The organism is Vibrio sp. 1CM2L (assembly GCF_023161695.1).
In the GTDB taxonomy this organism is placed as follows: domain Bacteria; phylum Pseudomonadota; class Gammaproteobacteria; order Enterobacterales; family Vibrionaceae; genus Vibrio; species Vibrio coralliirubri.
The window spans coordinates 26,516-43,832 of the sequence record NZ_JALNTT010000011.1 but is presented as its reverse complement, the minus strand read 5'-3'; the positions used below and the strand labels follow the sequence as shown (position 1 = coordinate 43,832).

At 45.3% G+C, this 17,317-nt stretch carries 20 protein-coding genes and 1 other RNA gene; 10 read left to right on the top strand and 11 right to left on the bottom strand.

Annotated features, from left to right (window positions below):
• Positions 1–25: 25 nt before the first annotated feature.
• From MSG34_RS23035 to rpoE, 4 genes are read right to left on the bottom strand one after another with little or no spacing between them, the layout of a single operon-like run.
• Positions 26–496 carry a SoxR reducing system RseC family protein gene (locus MSG34_RS23035; RefSeq protein WP_048605807.1) on the bottom strand — a complete coding sequence of 157 codons (471 nt, stop codon included), beginning with the start codon at positions 494–496 and terminating at the stop codon, positions 26–28.
• Positions 493–1,455 (bottom strand): sigma-E factor regulatory protein RseB, encoded by a 963-nt coding sequence (gene rseB / locus MSG34_RS23030; RefSeq protein ID WP_048605809.1) that lies wholly within the window; start codon positions 1,453–1,455, stop codon positions 493–495. The genes MSG34_RS23035 and rseB overlap by 4 nt, the downstream gene beginning before the upstream one ends.
• On the bottom strand, positions 1,452–2,075 hold the full coding sequence (locus MSG34_RS23025) for a sigma-E factor negative regulatory protein (RefSeq protein WP_048605810.1): 624 nt from the start codon (positions 2,073–2,075) through the stop codon (positions 1,452–1,454). The genes rseB and MSG34_RS23025 overlap by 4 nt, the downstream gene beginning before the upstream one ends.
• A gap of 26 nt (positions 2,076–2,101) precedes the next feature.
• Positions 2,102–2,680, bottom strand: a complete 579-nt coding sequence (gene rpoE / locus MSG34_RS23020) for an RNA polymerase sigma factor RpoE (protein WP_008223963.1) — start codon at positions 2,678–2,680, stop codon at positions 2,102–2,104.
• A 389-nt stretch (positions 2,681–3,069) separates the two neighbouring features.
• On the opposite strand from rpoE, the gene nadB reads away from it, so the two are divergent.
• The gene (gene nadB, locus MSG34_RS23015) at positions 3,070–4,686 is read left to right on the top strand and encodes an L-aspartate oxidase (protein WP_050620518.1); all 1,617 of its coding nucleotides are present in this window, start codon (positions 3,070–3,072) and stop codon (positions 4,684–4,686) included.
• 134 nt (positions 4,687–4,820) lie between these two features.
• Here the strand turns inward: nadB and MSG34_RS24265 are convergent, their stop codons facing one another.
• On the bottom strand, positions 4,821–5,240 hold the full coding sequence (locus MSG34_RS24265; protein WP_348983381.1) for a protein YgfX: 420 nt from the start codon (positions 5,238–5,240) through the stop codon (positions 4,821–4,823).
• The gene (locus MSG34_RS23005) at positions 5,188–5,448 is read right to left on the bottom strand and encodes a succinate dehydrogenase assembly factor 2 (RefSeq protein WP_004735374.1); all 261 of its coding nucleotides are present in this window, start codon (positions 5,446–5,448) and stop codon (positions 5,188–5,190) included. The genes MSG34_RS24265 and MSG34_RS23005 overlap by 53 nt, the downstream gene beginning before the upstream one ends.
• Before the next feature lie 168 nt (positions 5,449–5,616).
• Here MSG34_RS23005 and ygfZ point away from each other — a divergent pair, with 168 nt between their 5' ends.
• The 3 genes from ygfZ (at position 5,617) to MSG34_RS22990 (ending at position 7,823) form a co-directional block, all read left to right on the top strand.
• A complete protein-coding gene (ygfZ, locus tag MSG34_RS23000) occupies positions 5,617–6,588 on the top strand; it encodes a tRNA-modifying protein YgfZ (protein WP_248339508.1) in 972 nt (323 codons plus the stop codon).
• A gap of 4 nt (positions 6,589–6,592) precedes the next feature.
• Complete coding sequence (locus MSG34_RS22995; protein WP_248339507.1) at positions 6,593–7,054, top strand: YbaK/EbsC family protein; 462 nt, start codon at positions 6,593–6,595, stop codon at positions 7,052–7,054.
• A 562-nt stretch (positions 7,055–7,616) separates the two neighbouring features.
• The gene (locus tag MSG34_RS22990) at positions 7,617–7,823 is read left to right on the top strand and encodes a DUF1107 domain-containing protein (RefSeq protein ID WP_009847660.1); all 207 of its coding nucleotides are present in this window, start codon (positions 7,617–7,619) and stop codon (positions 7,821–7,823) included.
• Positions 7,824–7,934: 111 nt separating this feature from the next.
• On the opposite strand, the gene MSG34_RS22985 is transcribed toward MSG34_RS22990, so the two are convergent.
• The 3 genes from MSG34_RS22985 to MSG34_RS22975 are packed head-to-tail and all read right to left on the bottom strand — an operon-like array spanning position 7,935 to position 10,948.
• The gene (locus tag MSG34_RS22985; protein WP_050653623.1) at positions 7,935–9,158 is read right to left on the bottom strand and encodes an FAD-dependent 2-octaprenylphenol hydroxylase; all 1,224 of its coding nucleotides are present in this window, start codon (positions 9,156–9,158) and stop codon (positions 7,935–7,937) included.
• 11 nt (positions 9,159–9,169) lie between these two features.
• Entirely contained in the window at positions 9,170–10,348 is a 1,179-nt protein-coding gene (gene ubiH, locus MSG34_RS22980; protein ID WP_248339521.1) for a 2-octaprenyl-6-methoxyphenyl hydroxylase, read from the bottom strand.
• 24 nt (positions 10,349–10,372) lie between these two features.
• The gene (locus tag MSG34_RS22975; protein WP_048605821.1) at positions 10,373–10,948 is read right to left on the bottom strand and encodes a YecA family protein; all 576 of its coding nucleotides are present in this window, start codon (positions 10,946–10,948) and stop codon (positions 10,373–10,375) included.
• 308 nt (positions 10,949–11,256) lie between these two features.
• On the opposite strand from MSG34_RS22975, the gene zapA reads away from it, so the two are divergent.
• From zapA to serA, 5 genes are all read left to right on the top strand, one after another.
• The gene (gene zapA / locus MSG34_RS22970; RefSeq protein ID WP_004735366.1) at positions 11,257–11,565 is read left to right on the top strand and encodes a cell division protein ZapA; all 309 of its coding nucleotides are present in this window, start codon (positions 11,257–11,259) and stop codon (positions 11,563–11,565) included.
• An 11-nt stretch (positions 11,566–11,576) separates the two neighbouring features.
• Positions 11,577–11,760: non-coding RNA, 6S RNA (gene ssrS, locus MSG34_RS22965), on the top strand.
• Between the two features lie 6 nt (positions 11,761–11,766).
• Positions 11,767–12,366, top strand: a complete 600-nt coding sequence (locus MSG34_RS22960; protein WP_050621005.1) for a 5-formyltetrahydrofolate cyclo-ligase — start codon at positions 11,767–11,769, stop codon at positions 12,364–12,366.
• A 102-nt stretch (positions 12,367–12,468) separates the two neighbouring features.
• Positions 12,469–13,125 carry a ribose-5-phosphate isomerase RpiA gene (rpiA, locus tag MSG34_RS22955; protein ID WP_248339506.1) on the top strand — a complete coding sequence of 219 codons (657 nt, stop codon included), beginning with the start codon at positions 12,469–12,471 and terminating at the stop codon, positions 13,123–13,125.
• 261 nt (positions 13,126–13,386) lie between these two features.
• Positions 13,387–14,616, top strand: a complete 1,230-nt coding sequence (gene serA, locus MSG34_RS22950) for a phosphoglycerate dehydrogenase (RefSeq protein WP_050646169.1) — start codon at positions 13,387–13,389, stop codon at positions 14,614–14,616.
• Between the two features lie 112 nt (positions 14,617–14,728).
• On the opposite strand, the gene MSG34_RS22945 is transcribed toward serA, so the two are convergent.
• Positions 14,729–15,442, bottom strand: a complete 714-nt coding sequence (locus MSG34_RS22945; protein ID WP_048611414.1) for an oxidative stress defense protein — start codon at positions 15,440–15,442, stop codon at positions 14,729–14,731.
• Positions 15,443–15,553: 111 nt separating this feature from the next.
• Positions 15,554–16,450: a LysR family transcriptional regulator ArgP gene (locus MSG34_RS22940; RefSeq protein WP_248339505.1), complete on the bottom strand. Its 897-nt coding sequence runs from the start codon at positions 16,448–16,450 to the stop codon at positions 15,554–15,556.
• A 142-nt stretch (positions 16,451–16,592) separates the two neighbouring features.
• Here MSG34_RS22940 and MSG34_RS22935 point away from each other — a divergent pair, with 142 nt between their 5' ends.
• Entirely contained in the window at positions 16,593–17,222 is a 630-nt protein-coding gene (locus tag MSG34_RS22935; protein ID WP_048611419.1) for a LysE/ArgO family amino acid transporter, read from the top strand.
• Positions 17,223–17,317: the final 95 nt, after the last annotated feature.

The window sequence follows — 17,317 nt, the reverse complement described above, 5'->3', positions numbered from 1 at the left end:
ATTTAAGGGCAAGAAGCATCATAAATTAGACGAGAGACTCACCTAGGATTCGAATCAAGACGACTTCTTGCTTGGATTTGTCTTCCATGGGTTTGGCTAACCGCTTCGCTAAGGCAATCCCACCAGCAGTAAACAGCGCTGCACTTAAGATAACAATGCCCTCGCCCCCTTGGAGTAAGGGTTGTAACAAGAGTTGTCCAAAACCAGCACCAATCATCAGCATGAAAAGTGGGATGAGATAAACAATCGCCGCCGACTGAAGTAGGCTTTTTTCTGGAAAGCCAATTTCTACGATTTGTCCTGCTTTGACTAAGCTTTTGGTTTTAAGCTGCCAAAACAAAGATTTATTGCCAACAGCCTTGGTCACAATACCGGTGCCACAGCTTTTTTGAGAAGAACAGCTACTACAACTGGTTTGTTGTTCGCAGCTCAGTTGAACAAAGTATTGCTTACCTTTTTGTTCAACCGAGCTAACGGTCGCCAGCGCGGTCATCATTGCGCTTGTACCGATTTATTGAATGTAACTGACTGAGCAATACGTTTTGCAGTTGCCGGCGGAATGTCACCAACCACTGAGATCTCTTTGTCGCCAATCACTAAACTGTGCAAAGTTCTACGCCCTTGACGTACTAGCTGCCCTTTCAATGAATGCTCGTCTTTTTCAGCGATATAAACCGAAAAGCTAAACAATCCATCACTGAAAAGCTGACTTTCAACCATTTTATCGGTCGCAGCCATTTGATAGCGGCTAAGCTCTTTTGACTTAAACCCTTCAGGAATCCACGACGCTTGCCAGTTAGTTTCACTCACTAAGCCTTCCGGCAGTGATAAAACTTTCGGCAATTGAGCTTGGTTCAAGCCACCCATTGCCTCAGCAATCTTATCGTTCACCACGTAAGAGATAGTGCGGTACTGTTCAAGCACTTCGCCATCACGATCCAAAAGGTCGGCACGCAAAGGAAGACTCGTTTTTTCATCGACCCAAACCACGTAAGAGTAGCGAAGGCCGTCTTTCGGCACGACACGTAACACTTGAGTGGTGCTGCCCGCTTCACGAGAGCGCCCAACTTTCACAAAGTCGTAGTACTGATTCAGAGATTCGATATCTCGATTAATCATCGGAATAACAGGTGCAACCATGCTGCCAGACTGAATCGTAAATGGCTCTGTACCCGGTTCGATGTAGCTAACTTCATTGCCACGTCGAATGACTTCACGAACAGGGCCACTTAGATAAACAAGGTGTGCAAGTTGTTGGTCGTCGTTAACCGCATGGCGATAAACAAGAGGCTCAATACTGCTCTTCTTTATCAAGATGTAGGAGAGTTCGTAATTTAGATGCTGACTGGCCTCGTTCATTTGATGCAACAACGCCTTTGCAGTGGTTTCCTCTGCAAAGGCTGTTGGAGACATCAAGCTGAACAGTGTCAGTGCACTGACCAGGATTTTCTTCATTCAATGTCCGATTCTAGATGTGCATCTTGCATTGGCGATGCATCACTGTTTAATCTTAGCTGCAGCTCATAATCTTCTAACATTGCATGAACGCGTTTGCGCTGCTCTTGCAAGTTAGCTTCAGATGCTGGTTTCTCAACAGAGTCACGCGTTAAGCTTACTGGTTCCGCAGAACCGGCAAATGGAATCGTCTGGAGTACAGGCAACTGCTCTGGTGCTGCAGGGTCGCTGCCACCATATTGTTGAACACCTAGTACAACGGCTAATGAAACACACGCTGCCACGGCAACTTGTCCAAACTGTTGTAACCACGCCGGAAGCTGACGCTTCGCTTGCTGAGGTTTAGGTTGCTCTTCAATTGGAGCAACAGTAGGTTCAACATTCACTTGGTGCAGGTTCGACATTGAACCATGTGCAGGCTCGTTCTCAAGCGCTGCCGCTACACTATTAGCAATGTTCCACTCTGGAGTTTCTGGCGCATCCCCACGCATAACATCACCAATTAAATGGTAACTCTGCCAGGTATCCATGCTTTCTTGATCGGATTCAAGATCTACAATGAGAGCTTTATCGATCGTTTCACCATCCATGAGTGCCGAAAGCTTTTCTTTATCAGCCATTATTTTCACCATAATTATTACAAGTTCTAGCGTTGCAAAAGAGGTTTAATTTTCTTTTCCACCGCTTCACGAGCTCGGAAAATACGCGAACGTACGGTTCCTACAGGGCAATCCATTACTTCTGCAATCTCTTCGTAGCTCAAACCTTCGAGCTCTCGCAACGTCATTGCAGTTTTTAAGTCTTCTGGTAGCGCTTCAATCGCTCCAAAAACGACTTGTTTCAATTCTTTTGACAGCGTTAAGTTCTCAGGGTTCGATATTTCTTTTAACGCGCTGCCTGTTTCGTAATATTCTGCATCTTCTGCATCTACATCGGTTGCTGGCGGCCTACGGCTTTGGGCAACGATATGATTTTTAGCGGTGTTCACGGCAATTCGGTATAACCATGTATAGAAGGCACTCTCGCCACGAAAGTTAGGTATCGCGCGGTAAGCTTTAATAAAAGCTTCTTGTGCTACATCAGGTACATCACCGGAATTATTCACGTATCGAGAGATAAGATTACAAACTTTGTTTTGATACTTAACCACTAGTAAGTTAAATGCCTGCTTATCTCCACTCTGAACTCGCTCAATCAACACTTGATCGGTTAGCTGCTCGTTCATTCGAGCGGGTACTCCTATTGTTATAACCCTCACCTTCACAGATATGGGTACTAATTATGCGAAATGTAGTATTGACACCACCGTCTACAAGAGCACTATTGTGACTAAGCCAAATACCGAAAGTTCCAACTTTCTTAAAATTATTTGCCATTATTGTTTCACAATGTGATGTAATAAAAATAGCTATCCCTATCAATTTGGGGAAACTTGAGCAAAAGCAATGGTATTGAGCAATTAAATATTTCTAGATAGCTGTCTATATATTGATTTTGCATAGCGTTTAAGGATGACTCTGGAGAGATTATAACAGTCTTACCCAAACTCCTAAAACAAGACAAAGTCAATTGAGAGTGGACAACTCGACTATAGCCCGGGATTTAATAAGTTTTATGAACGCAAACCGTGAACATCAGTGTGATGTATTAGTGGTAGGAAGTGGTGCGGCAGGCTTGTCATTAGCCTTACGCGTAGCAGAACATGCAAAAGTAATTGTATTAAGCAAAGGACCACGCAGCGAAGGATCGACGTATTACGCACAAGGTGGTATCGCCGCGGTGTTCGATGAGTCGGACAGTATTGAGTCTCATGTAGAGGATACTCAAATAGCTGGGGCTGGGTTATGCGAAGAAGATACAGTTCAATTCATTGCTGAAAATGCGAAAGAGTGTGTGCAATGGCTGATTGATGGTGGTGTTCCATTTGATAAAGATGAGAACAGCACAGAAGGCCAACCAAAATATCACCTCACTCGTGAGGGTGGCCACAGTCACCGCAGAATTCTGCACGCTGCCGATGCAACTGGCATGGCGATGCAAACCTCACTACAAGATAACGTCAACAACCACCCAAATATCGAGATCTTCGAGCGCCACAATGCGCTGGATTTGATCACTGAAGATAAGATTGGTGGTTCAAAAGACAAGGTGATCGGTGCCTACATTTGGAACCGTAACCAAGAACACGTTGAAACCGTGCGCGCTAAATTTGTTGTACTAGCAACAGGCGGCGCTTCAAAGGTTTACCAGTACACCTCTAACCCAGATGTCTCTTCAGGTGATGGTATTGCTATCGCTTGGCGTGCGGGTTGTCGTGTGGCAAACCTTGAGTTCAACCAGTTCCACCCAACGTGTTTATTCCACCCAGAAGCGCGTAACTTCCTACTAACGGAAGCACTGCGTGGCGAAGGTGCTTACTTGCGTCGTCCAGATGGTTCTCGCTTTATGAAGGACTTCGATGAGCGCGGTGAACTGGCGCCACGTGATGTGGTTGCTCGTGCAATTGACTTCGAAATGAAGCGCTTGGGTGCCGACTGTATGTATGTTGATATCAGCCACAAGCCTGAAGAATTCATCACAACGCACTTCCCAATGATCCATACTCGCTTGATGGACTTGGGCATCGATATGACCAAAGAGCCGATCCCTATCGTGCCGGCCGCTCACTACACATGTGGTGGTGTCATGGTGAATAAGCAAGGTCAAACCGACCTAACGAACTTGTATGCGATTGGCGAAGTGAGCTACACCGGCTTACACGGTGCAAACCGTATGGCTTCTAACTCACTGCTTGAGTGTGTGGTTTACGCATGGGCAGCAGCAAAAGATATCGTTGAGAACATCGACCAATCTCAACTGTGCGCTGAACTACCAGCATGGGATGAAAGCCAAGTCACCAACAGTGATGAAGAAGTTATCATTCAACACAACTGGCACGAACTGCGCCTGTTCATGTGGGACTACATGGGCATTGTTCGAACGGATAAACGACTAGAGCGTGCATTGCGTCGCATTCAGATGCTGCAACAAGAAACTCACGAGTACTACAGCTACTTCAAGGTTTCGAATAACCTATTAGAACTGCGTAACTTGCTACAAGTGGCAGAGCTGATGGTTCGTTGTGCAATGCAACGCAAAGAAAGCCGCGGCCTTCACTACACGTTGGATTACCCTGAACTTGCAGAAGACAGTGGCCCAACGATTCTGACGCCAGAGAAACGCCAAGCATAATAATTGGTTAAACGCGATTAGCGAATTAGTCGTCAGCGAAAAATAATTAAACGAAGGGAGCCGAGTGCTCCCTTTTCTTTTGTCTAACGCTTTCTTTTATCTAATACTTTCTTTCATCGAATAGTTTGGCTTATCTAGCGTGCTCGTTGTAAGTTCGCCAGAAAGTGACGATATTCGCGCTCGCAACAGCTGTCCCGCCAAAGCAGTACCGAATACCCGCATTCAAACTGCAATTTAACGAAGAACTGCGCCCAGATTCTATCAACGGACTTGAGGCGGTAAGTTCGGTCGTTGAGTCGAATATCACCATCCTCTTTGTAATCAAAACGCCCATAGGCACTATTTAGAATAACATGATTATTTCTGAACAAGCGGATCATTAAAGCTAAGCAATAAAGGCTGGCGGCAAGCGGGATAGAAGACAGGACGATGAAAAACAAAAGGCACCCAAAAATAGTGCCTTTTGCAAATAATGCGGAATACGAAGGGTTAAGCTGAAGCTTAACGAACCTTGCTGAGGTTGTGTGCGACAATTTTATCAACCATTGATGCATGGCCTAGGTTTTCACTGCGTCCGTGTCCCATTACCCAAGTAAACAAATCTGGGTCATCACACTCTAACAGAGAAACAAACTCGCGCTGTTCCTGCTCTTGCAATGAATCAAAACACTCTTCGAAAAATGGCATGATGACTACATCAAGTTCTAACATGCCGCGACGGCAACCCCATTTAATTCGTGCTTTCTGCTCTGCAGTGTACATTGGCTATCCTCACCTATAATTTTTCTTTCTCGGAGTGTAACAAGTCATACGCCCTGCAACTACTATGTGAGTCACAGTCCCTATCTAAGCTCACAAAAAAACCTAGGCTGACAAAGAAACAGAACCGGATTAACATAGAGCCAAATAAAAATTCTTAGGAAAGATAAAATGGATTGGAAAAACACATTTCAGCCACTCGCTCATACGCAAAATGAATCGCTTCCAGAACTGATGATGACACACGTGTCAGACTGGAGCGCAATCACCATGATAGGCGATGACAAAAAGTCGTACCTACAGGGTCAAGTAACGTGCGATGTCGTCACTCTTCCTAATGATGAATCCACGTTAGGTGCGCACTGTGATGCAAAAGGAAAGGTATGGAGTATCTTCCGCCTGTTCCATCACAATGGCGGTTACGCACTCATGCAGCCTAAATCTGCGATTGAAGTAGAGCTGGCCGAAATCAAAAAATACGCCGTGTTCTCTAAGGTTGATATCGAGCAAACGACAGATGTTGTTATCGGTGTGATGGGCGCATCTGCGGATCAATACATTGATTCAATTTCAGAAGGCCAAGGTAACGTGCGTGCTATCTCTGGTGGCACAGCGGTTAAAGTCTCTGACAATCGTTGGGCGCTGCTTATTACGGAAGATGTTGCTGCAACCTTAGTATCAAGTAGCTCAGCAGAAAAAGTATCAGAGGCGCTTTGGCAATATCATGAAATTCTAGATGCTCAGCCTAACCTATCGAAAGCAGAGCAAAACGAACACATTCCTCAAGCGCTTAACCTGCAAGCGATTGGCGGTATCAGCTTTTCAAAAGGCTGCTACACAGGTCAAGAAACGGTAGCTCGTGCCAAGTACCGTGGCATGAACAAGCGTGAAATGCGCATTGTTTCAGGAACAACAGCAGAAGTATTGTCTCTAGAGAACCCTATTGAACTAGAGCGCAGCGTAGGTGAGAACTGGCGTGGCGCAGGCCGACTATTAAACGTCTATCAATTTGCTGATAACCAAGCAATGGGTTTGATGGTACTGCCAAACAACCTTGATGACGATGTTCAGCTTCGACTGACCGCGCAGCCTGATCAAACATGGAATATCCTGCCACTGCCGTACAGCCTTGACGACGAGTAACCATGTGGAAACGCTGATTACACAATGGCTGGATCAACAGCAGGTGAACTATCGCCTGCTGACGCAAAGCAAGCCAACCACCAGCATTGAAGAAACGGCACAAGAGCGAGGCATCGACGCCTCTCAAATGGTGAAGTGCATCCTGCTTAAGGATATGGGTAACCAGTATGCGTTAGCCTGTACTGCTGGTGATCGCTCTGTCGACCCCAAAAAAGTACGCTCGGTACTGAATTGCCGTCGAATGACCTGCGTGTCGCTCGCTGATGTTGAAACAATCACCGGATTTAAAGTGGGTTGTGTTGGTCCGCTTGCTCTCAAGAGACACATGCCGATCATTTTTGATCCTTCCATTCAGAACAACTCGACCGTGACCATTAGCTCGGGTGATCGAATGGCTGGCGTTGCGTTGGATCTCAATGATCTTATGGCGCTATGTGCACCGACCATCGCGGACATCAGTCGATGATCGTTTCGATCAGATCATGCTTCGCAAACTTCATTCGAATATTTCATTGAGTACATTTTTAGTGTGAACTTCGTCATAAGAAGAACACACCACTAATAAATAGTTACTCAAAATAAAAGCATAAGTAGTCACAAAGTTAAATTTGCGTTATTGTAAATTTACTGACTAGCTATTAAGCAAATCAGTGCAAGTGAATCCACTGAGTAACATCAGTATCCACTTTTGTGTAATGCATCTGTGACTATTCGCCCGTTTTAGACGGGCTTTTTTTTGTCCGAAATTTACAATTTGATTACACAAACAAAAAAATCCCGCCTATTCTTATACTTGTAACATTATCACTGCTTAATACCGAACAGGAAAGTTCATGGCAGTTCACTACTCAGTATTATTTTGGGGAGGAGCTCACGTAAAAATAGATATTTACTGAAGAAAGTGCTTAGAACAGCACAAATATCTAATTAACGTCAACTCTACTGCATATTACTCCATGCTTATCACAATTATTATCTCGGAGTTTTTCTATAATATGCAGGCTAGGTAAATATAAGGATAATTAAGAATGAGACTGTTTAAGCGCTATACACCGAGTATGATTGCTAAACATGTAAGTCGACTTTTCAAAGGACGAATCTACATTTACGGCGTAGGAAAATTTGAGTTTGATAACGGTAAGCTAGTGCTACCAGACCGAGCAGAAAAACGTCACTTTCAAACAGTGAAAGAAATAAATAGTGAAATCATGAAACTGCGCTGCGCGTACGCATGACCTGATTATCTACAGAATTAAAAACAAAAAGGGTTGGCATTATGCCAACCCTTTTTTCGTACCAAGTTTCGTATCAATGATGATTCGATAAATCACCAGAACACTATTTCATTATCGATGAGTCACTGGACGCTTAGCTAAGTCAGGAAGATTGCCTGACAAACCCAGTGCGCGCTTCATGATCTCATCTTTCGCACCCGGCAATTGACCCGCAAGCTTCATACCAATGCCACGAATCAGCTTCTTAGCTGGGTTATCGCCTTCAAACAGATCTTTAAAGCCCTGCATTGAAGCAATCATTTTCGCCGCCTCTGCTTTTCTCCAGCGCTCGTAGCCGCGAAGATTACGCTTGGTGCCAATGTCTTCACCCGCAGACCATAGCTTTAACAGCTCTTGCGCTAAGCTTGCTGCGTCTAATAGGCCAAGGTTCACGCCCTGCCCTGCTAATGGGTGAATGGTATGAGCAGCATCACCAACCAAAGCCACACGCTCTACCGCAAAGTCACGCGCATAACGCATGCGCAGTGGGAAGGCAAAACGGTCACCAACCACTTCGCACAATCCAAGCTTCGAGTCGAACTCTGCCGTTAGCTGCTTATTAAAATCAGCATCCGACATAGATACCAGCTTCTCGGCACGGTTTGGTTCCGTAGACCAAACAATCGAGCTCATGTTGCTTGGTTGCATTGGTAGGAATGCCAATGGGCCTTGAGGCGTGAATATTTGACGAGCAACGCTGTAGTGCGGCTCTGTGGTTTTGATGTTCGCGACAATCGCACTGTGTCCGTAATCCCAATGTGTTAGTGGGATATCTTGCTGCTTACGAACCCAAGAATTTGCGCCGTCTGCTCCAACAACCAACTTAGCTGTCAGTGCTTGACCATTGTCCAATGTTAACCAAGCTTCACTTTCACCAATCGCCATCGTTTTACACGTTGCGGGCATATACAGGCTGACATTATCTTGCTTCTTAACCTGATCAAGCAGTGCTAGTTGAATCACGCGGTTTTCAACGATATGACCAAGATTAGGCTGAGCCAAGCGTGTCGAGTCAAACTCAATACGAGCAAAGCTGTCTTGCTCCCACACTTCCATCGCTTGATAAGGTGCAGCGCGTCTTTGTTCGATACCTTGCCATGCGCCTAAGTTACGAAGAATCACTTCACTAGAACGACTCAACGCGGATACACGTACATCAGGCAGCTCACTCAGCCCTTCGCTGGGAGCCCTGCCTTCAATGACAGCAATTCTTAGGTCACTATCTTTCAGGGCAGCAGCAAGCGCTAGGCCAACCATGCCACCACCAACAATCGCGATATCAACACTTTGCATCATTATTTATTACCTTATCTTTCTACTAGGCCAAGCGTATGACGCAAAAGTGGACCTTTAAGTGGTGGAAGGTTATCTATTACGGCTAACCCAAGATTACGCCCAATGCGAGCGGTCATATAATCGTTTGAGAACAGGTGAACTAGGCTTGAAGTCAACGTAATCGTTGCGTCTCTGTCTTGTTCTCTACGTTTTCTAAAGTTAACAAGACCACGGTAACGACCCACATCATCTAACTGGGTACACAACTCTTCTGCCAAGGAAGCCACATCTCGGATACCTAGGTTAAAGCCTTGCCCCGCAATTGGGTGAAGCGTTTGAGCGGCATTACCAACAATGGCAAATCGATGAGAGATGTTTTGCTGTCGGTGACGAAGAATCAGAGGGTAGCTCGCACGCTTGCCGACTTTCTCTAATCGGCCAAGTCGCCAGCCAAAGTCATTCTGCAGCTGCTCAAGAAATTCATTGTCGTTTAGCGTCATCACTTTTTGTGCTTGTTCTGGTGTTAAACACCAAACCAGCGATAAACGGTTGTCACTCATTGGTAATAGAGCAACTGGCCCATGATGGGTAAAACGCTCAAATGCGCGACCTTGGTGGGGTTCACTCGCCACGATATTGGCAATCACAGCAACTTGCTCAAAGTCGTGCTCACTCAATGAGATATTGAACTGTTGGCAACAGGTTGAGATTGCACCGTCAGCAGCAACCAATAACTTAGTGGTTACTGTTTGCCCACTTGTCAGTTCAATCGTCGTCAAAGCTTCTTCACGTTCAACTTTACTAACAGACTCAGGACAAAGCATGGTAATTGCCGCTTCTGATTCAAGTTTCTGCTGATAGATTCGACCCACATCTGCTAACTCGACCACGTAGCCAAGCGCATCTACAGCAAGCTCTTCACTGTAGATGTCTGTCATTCCGGCATGCCCGCGATCCGAAACATGGATATCTTTAATCGGGGTCGCGACCGGAGCGATAGATTGCCACAAGCGCAAAGAATCCAGGATCTGCACCGTGCCATAGGACAAAGCGATCGAACGAGAATCAAACCCTGGGTGAGCTTGATGATCAACCTGATAAGGCTCCACTACCGCAATCGACAGTGAACCTTGGCTTAGGTGATTCAAAGCAAGGGCTAAGGTTGCCCCTGCCATTGCGCCACCAGCAATTACAACATCATACTGAGCCATCATAACCTCAAACCGGCCAACGAATTAATGAATGGTAGGCGCCGCATCTTCAGATGGGCGAGCACCAAATTCAGCATGAATCGTTAGTGCGCACGCTTTTACGTGCTCAATAACGTGTTCTAGAAGCTGCGCTTGCTCTTCCATATCATCTTCTTCGTCAATGCCTAGCTTAGCCATCTCTTCTAGATCAGCTAATGCTTCTTTTGCACTGTCAGACGCTTTGTTCAATTGAGCGCCAACCAAGCCTAAACCAGAAATGAAATGGTTAATCCAATCAGACACACCATCAGCCAAGTCAAACAGGCTTGCGCTTGCGTCTTCATCAGGCAGCAACATAGACAATTCCATACCTGAGCCTGTGATTTCACTGGTCGTGACTTTCAGTGTCGCTTCCGCTAGCGTTAATGCGCGATCTGGCCAACCCATGCCTTCATTGGTGTAATCGAAGATCAGTGGTTGCCAGCTTTTATCTGCAAGGCTTAAGCCTCCGCTTAACATACCCGTTAATAAACCGTGCATCTCAGCAGGGGTTACGGCTAGACTTGCCGATTGAAGTTCAGTCGCAACCGTTAGGTAGTCAGGTAAAGTAGTTTCGCTCATCAGATAGCTCGCTCAGTTATTCTTTATATCGATTGTATAATCGTACCACTTCACCCCAATTCTGGTAAGCATCGATCCCCAGCAATTGAAGGATGACTGACTACCAATTGTTCAATTTGCTGAATTACTGTGTGCTCAAGCTCTCATTTACAAACAGTCACTCTGAAAAGCTTGAATCTTAATAGCGGTTTACCTATAGTTTCTCCCTCAGAGGAGATTGCTTCCTCATCGGTACTTGCACTTTTTCTTTCTCAAAAAATGGCGAAGGGCAACAGCCTTAAAATAGCGCGTTAAAGAGTTCATCCATCATGAGTAATCAAGCGGTAGACGTTGAAATATTAGGAAAACTGACTCGAGTGAATTGTCCACCAGGGCAAGAAGAGTCATTGATTGCAGCGGCGGCCGATCTTGATAATCGATTGAAAGAGATGGCTGAACGTACTAAGGTAACCAATGAAGTGAAGCTGCTGACTATCGCAGCTCTGAATATTTGCTACGAATTACAAACCAAGAAGTTTGAAGCAAATGATGAACAAAACGCACTGACCGAGCGAATGGAACAGCTCACGACATCACTTTCAGATGTCCTCAGTAAAGTTAAGCACGGACAGCAATAGCGTACACAAAATTTACCCTGGAGTGTTTGTCAGAGGATTCACGTCCCCGAGCCGATAAGCAATCCCTAAGGGTTAGTACTTGAGTGCTATTGAGCATGCTCGGCCCGACCGAGAAGCCTACGGTAATCATTGCTGATCCGCCTTGAACTCGCTGGTTCAAGGGCCATCTATTCTCAACGGCACTTTGGGGTATCCCTTCTTATGAAGACGCTCACACGCAGCGAATTTCGCAAACAGATCCGTATCAAGCGCAATGCCTTATCTGGCGACCAACAAACTCAATCCGGTATAGACTTAGTTAAGCAGTGCATGCAGCTTGATGAGATTCAGTCTGCTCAGCATATTGCCCTCTATATCTCTATCGATGGCGAACTCGATACTCAGCCTTTAATCGAATGGTTATGGGCGCAAGGTAAGCAAACTTATTTACCAGTATTGCACCCCTTCTCTGCCGGACACCTGCTGTTTTTGCACTACTCGCCAACCACACCGACGGTCTTGAATAAGTACGGCATTGTCGAACCTCAGCTCAATCAAATGCTGGTTAAACCTTGTCAGCAACTCGACCTTATTCTTACGCCCCTTGTCGGCTTTGACTCTCATGGCCATCGTTTAGGTATGGGCGGCGGATATTACGATCGCACCTTGGCGAAGTGGTTCGAGACGGGGGAAGGCGCAACTCCTATTGGTTTGGCTCATGATTGCCAACATGTTGATACCCTACCGATTGAAGAATGGGACATTCCGTTACCTAAAATCGTGACTCCGAGTAAAACTTGGCAATGGGAAAACAACCATTAAAGCGCTATAATCGCGCCGCAAACGTTAACCTCGATATATAAACGTTAACTTCAATACGCGAACGATTAATTCAAAGCGCAAGACCTTATTCAGGAGAATGGCATGACTCAAGATGAAATGAAAAAAGCAGCGGGCTGGGCAGCACTTCAATATGTTGAAGAAGGCAGCATTGTAGGTGTAGGTACTGGCTCTACAGTAAATCACTTCATCGACGCACTTGGCACAATGAAAGACAAAATCAAAGGTGCGGTTTCAAGCTCTGTAGCCTCTACTGAAAAACTAGAAGCACTAGAAATCAAAGTATTTGAGTGCAACGACGTATTCAAACTAGACATCTATGTTGATGGCGCAGACGAGATTAACGCTTCACGCGATATGATCAAAGGCGGCGGTGCGGCTTTGACTCGTGAAAAAATCGTAGCGGCTATCTCTAATAAGTTTGTGTGTATTGTTGACGGCACTAAAGCAGTTGATGTGTTGGGCAAATTCCCACTGCCTGTTGAAGTAATCCCAATGGCACGTTCATACGTGGCACGTGAACTGGTTAAGCTTGGTGGTGACCCAGTGTACCGCGAAGGCTGCACAACCGATAACGGCAACGTGATCCTAGATGTGTACGGCATGGCGATCGAAAACCCGAAACAACTAGAAGATATCATCAATGGTATTGCTGGTGTGGTGACGGTTGGTCTGTTCGCTCACCGTGGCGCTGATGTGGTTATCACCGGCACGCCTGAAGGTGCAAAAATCGAAGAATAAATAATAGAAGATTGAGTTTTTCTGTTACTTCATTACATACGGTGCCCTAGGGCGCCGTTTTTTTTGCTTTATTGCTGTAAAATTATGTCTTATTCCGTAATTTTCTTACCCAAAACATTTTTTTTTTGTTACTTTATTGTTCAGAAGACGCACAGGGAAAACGTTTGTCTCCTAACAAAGTGGTGAATTTGTTCCCCTTTCAGCCATTTTGTAGCACGTGCGCCGCATTTGCCCAACCTTTCCATTTTAAGGACGAGAACAATGGCCAAAGTTTCACTGGAAAAAGAAAAAATAAAAATTCTACTTCTAGAAGGTCTTCACCCTTCTTCTGTAGAAGTACTGCAAGCCGCTGGTTACACAAACATTGAGTACCACAAAGGCTCGCTACCGGAAGATGAACTTCTTGAAGCAGTAAAAGATGCTCACTTCATTGGTATTCGTTCTCGCACTAACATCTCCCAAGAAGTTATTGATGCAGCTGAAAAGCTGGTTGCCGTTGGTTGTTTCTGTATTGGTACAAACCAAGTCAACCTTCAAGCAGCAGCAAAACGCGGTATCCCTGTGTTCAATGCACCGTTCTCAAACACTCGAAGCGTTGCTGAGCTCGTTCTAGGTCAGATTCTATTGCTACTACGTGGCATTCCAGAAAAGAACGCTCTTGCTCACCGTGGCATCTGGAAAAAGAGTGCCGACAACTCTTACGAAGCTCGTGGTAAACGTTTAGGTATTATTGGCTACGGTCACATCGGTACTCAGCTGGGTATTATTGCTGAAAACCTTGGCATGCGTGTTTACTTCTACGACATTGAAAACAAGCTGTCTCTAGGTAATGCAACGCAAGTTCATACAATGACGGAATTACTGAACAAATGTGACGTAATCTCTTTGCATGTACCTGAAACCAACGAAACAAAAGACATGATGGGTAAAGAAGAATTCGAGCGCATGAAGCCTGGTTCTATCTTTATCAACGCAGCTCGTGGCACGGTAGTCGATATTCCTGCTCTGTGTGGCGCTCTGGAATCTGGTCACCTTGCAGGTGCGGCGATTGATGTTTTTCCAACAGAACCAAAAACCAATGCAGACCCGTTTGAGTCTCCATTAATGCAGTTCGATAACGTGATCCTAACGCCTCACGTGGGTGGTTCAACTCAAGAAGCACAAGAGAACATTGGTGTTGAAGTGGCTGGTAAGCTAGCGAAATACTCTGATAACGGCTCTACGCTATCAAGTGTTAACTTCCCAGAGGTATCACTGCCACTGCATACTGGAACGTCTCGTTTATTACACATTCACGAAAACCGCCCAGGCATCCTAACTCAGATCAACACCATCTTCGCTGAAGAAGGGATCAACATCGCGGGTCAATACCTACAGACTGCGGCTGATATGGGTTATGTCGTTATTGATGTAGAAGCCGATCGCTCTGAAGAAGCGCTGCTTAAACTGAAAGAGATTGAAGGCACAATCCGTGCTCGTCTTCTTCACTAATCATCGCACTCAAAATGCATAAAAAAGGCTCTCATTATGAGAGCCTTTTTAGTATTTGGCCTATCGTAGGTAATTAGATCACTATGATCTAAAACCTTTTATAGCGTTATCATTACTCTTCGATCTGGTAGATCACATTCACTCGATCACGAATGGTGATCGTTGAGTCTTCATAAGAGTTCGATTCTGTTCTTGCATCCATTGCCATTGAACGCATGAGTACTGGCTGAGAAGATTGGGCGTTGTAGTCCACGCGCCATACATCACCCAACTCGCGTTCAAAACCACTCGCTAATGATTTAGCTTTTGATGTCGCATCTTTAATGGCTTCTAAACGCGCTTGCTCTTGATATTTAGCTTGGTCGCGAACTTGCAGCTGGATGTTGTCGATCTGATTAATGCCCTGCCCGATAGCAATATCCATGTACTCGTTCAGATTAGCGAGTTCATTGACTTGAACGGTCACATTACGTGAGGCGCGGTAGCCAACCAGTTCCGGTTTGCCATCTTTCGGGTAATGATATTGAGGAGATAAATACAGGTTCGAGCTGTGAACACTCGCCTCATCAACACCTGCTTGATGCAGCTTATTTAGAAAGCCTGTCACGACTTTATCAACGGTATTTTTAGCCTGTTCAGCAGTCATCGTCGATTCCACGACTCTCACAGAGAATGTCGCCATATCAGGTGTCGCGATCACTTCACCATAGCCTGTCGTTGAAATATGAGGAAAGGATGGAGAGTCAGCCAATGATGGAAAACTCACAGCACTCAACGCCGCAGTAAGAGTAAGAGACGTTGCTAACATCTTTGGTACAAGCTTCATTAGGTATGACCTATGCTAAACAAATGTACTTTCATCATAGAGCAATTTATCGTTTAGCCAATCCAGAGCACGCACTTCTAACAGAACTTTGACGCTGAAAAAACCAACAGTTTACTGAGGTAAGTGATTGTGAGCAAAACTTAATATCGCTTGGGATACCTCTTTTAATACCCCACTCTCAAGCTGCCAATGGTGCCAATAGATGCGATAAGAGAGCAGAAAGCCAGGGGTAATATCAATCAGAGCACCAGACTCGAGCTCATCGATAATCTGTAATCGAGGAATCAAGCAATAGGCGACACCCGATAATGCCAAGCGCACAAACGCTTCTGAACTGCCGACAGTATGGTTGATCACACTGTCTCTCGGGACGTTAAAATGATCATGCAGAAACTTCTTATGCAGATCATCGTATTGATCATAGGAAACCGCAGGCGCTTTGCTTAAGGTGGCGTAGTTTACGCCCTCTGCGAAGTAACGCTGATGAAAGTCAGGGCTAGCCACACACACATAATCCATCCTACCGAGATAGTCAGCACTGCAGCCAGGAATCGCTTGAGACTCCAAACTGATTGCACCGGCCACCTCGCCACTTTTAATCTTTTCAATGGTTCTCGACTCACCATGAATCGCGAGGTTCAACTCGACTTGGCGAGACTTCATCACATCCGACAATGCTGGTAGCAACCATGTCGCCAAACTATCAGCGTTGGTCGCTATGGATATCGATAGTGGTTGATTACCCTCTTCATTCATCAACTCAGGCACAAGCTCGTGCTCTAACAAACGAACACGGCGATATAAGCCCAGTAGTTTTTTACCCGCAGGCGTTGGCCTAGGCGGGCTTTCTCTCACTAAGGCAGGCTGAGCTAACCACTTTTCCAGCTGTTTGATGCGCTGAGATACCGCCGACTGGGAGATATATAACTGCTCAGCAGCCCTTTCGAAGCTACGTTGTTTTACTACGGCATCCAGTGCTTCTATCCATTTATAATCCAATCCGCGCATCAACTTGCTTCCTTTTTAAGCTACCTGACCGCCACATTAGCAACTCTAATAATAGATTAAAATCATTAATTATACTTATTTAAAGGGTCGGAGTATCTTCGCCATATAGCACGTAAATATCGTTAAATAAGTGGAGGTTAAAATGAGTTTTTGGGTTTTATTACAAGGTTTTGGTCTAGGGGCAAGCATGATCATCCCTATTGGCGCGCAGAATGCGTACGTCCTAAATCAAGGGATAAAACGCAATCATCATTTAACGACAGCAACGATTTGTAGCCTGCTCGATACTCTGTTTATCTCATTGGGTATTTTTGGCGGCGGAGCAATATTGTCGCAAAATGAATTACTGCTTACCTCCGTGACATTAGGTGGCATCGCTTTTCTGACTGTGTATGGTTTGCTATCACTACGCAGTGCATTCAAAGTGCGCACCAGTGATGAATCGAAAGGTGAGATATTGGCGCGTGGCAAGCGCACCGTTATTTTGGGAGCATTGGCAGTAACAGTATTAAACCCACACCTCTACTTGGATACCGTGGTAATTCTTGGATCCATTGGTGGGCAATTTGAAGGCAACGACAGAATTGCGTTTGCTATGGGGACTATATTGGCTTCGTTCGTCTGGTTTTACTCCTTATCACTGGGTGCGGCAAAGCTAGGCCCGACGCTATCTAAACCTAAGGTTAAGAAAGGCATCGATATCGCGGTAGCAACCATGATGTTCGCCATAGCAGCTGTGCTTACCAATGGGCTTATTGAACAATACTGGTAAATCTGTTTTTCTTAGAAAACCAACAAAAAAGGCGGATAACCTAAGTTATCCGCCTTTCCTTATAAAAGCTTATAGTTATAAAAACTAACTAGAAA